General features: G+C 64.1%; 2 protein-coding genes and 1 pseudogene. All 3 read left to right on the top strand.

The window, feature by feature from the left end; genetic code table 11:
* Positions 1-873 (top strand): Rossmann-fold NAD(P)-binding domain-containing protein (locus HLUSI_RS0109225; protein ID WP_016833696.1); only part of this gene is annotated, 873 nt, incomplete at its 5' end.
* Positions 870-1,850 carry an ABC transporter permease gene (locus tag HLUSI_RS0109230; protein ID WP_016833697.1) on the top strand — a complete coding sequence of 327 codons (981 nt, stop codon included), beginning with the start codon at positions 870-872 and terminating at the stop codon, positions 1,848-1,850. The genes HLUSI_RS0109225 and HLUSI_RS0109230, both read left to right, overlap by 4 nt.
* A gap of 26 nt (positions 1,851-1,876) precedes the next feature.
* Positions 1,877-2,449, top strand: a pseudogene (locus HLUSI_RS27800) (ABC transporter permease); the annotation flags it as partial.
* Positions 2,450-2,481: the final 32 nt, after the last annotated feature.

Below are 2,481 nucleotides of genomic sequence, written 5' to 3' on the forward strand. Positions count from 1 at the left end.
AGCGCGGACAGCCTGCCGCGTGCCTTGTGGGCGCATTCGTCGGACGACATGGATTACGGCAAGCTGGCAGGCAAACGGGTCGGCATCATCGGCGCCGGTTCGTCGGCGATGGACAGTGCGGGAACGGCGCTGGAGGCAGGCGCCGAACGCGTCGACATCCTGATCCGTCGCACCGAACTGCCGCGCATCAACAAGGGCAAGGGCTCGGGCAATCCCGGCCTGACCAGCGGTCACCTGAATTTGCCGGATGAATGGAAATGGCGCATCCGCCATTACGTCAATGCGCAGCAGGTGCCGCCGCCCTCGGGCAGCACCCGCCGCGTCTCGCGCTTTGCCAATGCGCGCTTCCTGCTGGGCACGGCGATCGAGTCGGTGCAGATCCAGCCAGATGGCGCGCTGCTGCTGCACACCAATCGCGGCCCGCTGGAGCTGGATTTCCTGTTCTTCTCCACTGGCTTCAAGATCGACTGGAGCCTGCGCCGCGAATTCAGGGACATCGCCCCGCACATCCTCAACTGGAGCGACCGTTACACCCCGCCCGCCGGCGAAGAAGACCAGGAGCTGGCCGACTCGCCCTACCTGGGACCGGTGTTCGAATTCCAGCAAAAACAGCCGGGCGGCTTGCCTGGGCTGGAGCGCATCCATTGCTTCTGCTATCCCGCCACGATCACCCACGGCACGCTGTCGGGCGACATCCCGGCGATCAGCGACGGCGCGCAGCGGCTGGCGCAGGGCATCGCGTCGCTGCTGTACGGCGAAGACGTCGAGACGCATTACCGCAACCTGCAGGACTACGCCGAGCCGGAACTGGTCGGCGACGAATGGACGCCGTCCGAGCCGACCGCCGAAGAGCGTGAAGGGCTGAAGCGATGAGCGGCGCAATCTTGCGCAGCGTCCTGCAGGCGCTCGCGGTGCTGCTGCTGATGACGGTGATCGTCTTCTTCGGCCTGCACATGATCGGAAATCCGGTCGACACGCTGATCGGTCCCGACGTCGACCAGGTCGATCGCCTGCGCATCATCAAGGAACTCGGTTTCGATCAACCGATCTGGCGTCAATACCTGGCCTTCCTCAACAGCGCACTGCACGGCAATCTCGGCAACAGCTTCGTCTACAACGAGCCGGCCATCAAACTGATTTTCCAACGGCTGCCGGCGACGCTGGAGCTGGCCTTCGCGGCGCTGATCCTGGCGGTGCTGATCGGTATTCCGCTGGGCCTGCTGGCGGGCCTGTTTCCGGAAAATATCTTCTCGCGCATGGTCATGACCGGCAGTATCCTCGGCTTTTCGCTGCCGACGTTCTGGATCGGCCTGATGCTGATCATGGCCTTCAGTGTTTCGCTGGGCTGGCTGCCGTCGGGCGGGCGCGGCGAGACGGCCGGGCTGTTCGGCGTGCAATGGTCGTGGCTGACGGTTGACGGCTTGCGCCACCTGATCCTGCCGGCGCTCAACCTGTCGCTGTTCAAGATATCGCTGGTGATCCGCCTCACGCGCGCCAACGTGCGTGAAGTGCTGCCGATGGACTTCGTCAAGTTCGCACGCGCCAAGGGCCTCGCGCCGTTGCGCGTGGTGCTGATGTACGTGCTGCGCAATACGCTGATTCCGCTGGTGACGATCCTGGGGCTGGAGTTCGGCTCGACCATCGCGTTTGCGGTGGTGACCGAAAGCATCTTCGCCTGGCCCGGTTCCGGCAAGCTGATTCTCGACAGCATCAACGCGCTTGATCGTCCCGTCATCGTGGCTTACATGATGGTGATCGTCTGCCTGTTCGTGACGCTCAACCTGATCGTCGACGTGCTCTATAAAGTGCTGGATCCGCGCGTCCGGGTAGAAGCCGAGGTGGCCGCATGAGCGAATCCATCAACAAAGCAACACCAATGACGCAGCAGGAAGTACGCGCCAAAGTTGCCGCCTTGTCGGCATTCCAGCCGCCGCGTCGCGAATCGCCATGGCGCGGTGTCTTGCGCAGTTTCCTGGCGTCCAGGACCGCGATGTTCGGCCTCGGCGTCGCCGCGCTGCTGATGTTCGCTGCACTGGCCGCACCGTGGCTGACGCCGCAGAATCCCTATGACCTGATGCAACTGGACGTGCTCGATGCGCGCCTGCCGCCCGGCACCGTCAACGGTCTCGGCACCTACACCTACTGGCTGGGCACGGACGGACAGGGGCGCGATCTGTATTCCGGCATCCTGTACGGCTTGCGCATCAGTGTCGGCATCGGCGTCGGTTCGGCCTTGCTGGCCGGCGTGATCGGCACGCTGGTAGGGTTGCTGGCCGCATATGCCGGCGGTAAGGTCGACGCGCTGCTGATGCGTCTGGCCGACCTGGTGCTGTCGTTCCCATCGATCCTGGTGTCGATGCTGATCCTGGCGTATCTGGGCAAGGGCATCTTCAACGTGATGGCAACGCTGGTGGTGCTGGAGTGGGCCTACTACGCCCGCACCGCGCGCCGCCGCTGATCGTCATCGGCGCCTTGCAGATT

The organism is Herbaspirillum lusitanum P6-12, assembly GCF_000256565.1.
GTDB lineage: Bacteria > Pseudomonadota > Gammaproteobacteria > Burkholderiales > Burkholderiaceae_D > Herbaspirillum > Herbaspirillum lusitanum.

What these genes read in the sequence shown, in the direction of transcription:
- HLUSI_RS0109230 (WP_016833697.1), top strand. Translation starts at nt 870, where the DNA reads ATGAGCGGCGCAATCTTGCGCAGCGTCCTGCAGGCGCTCGCGGTGCTG.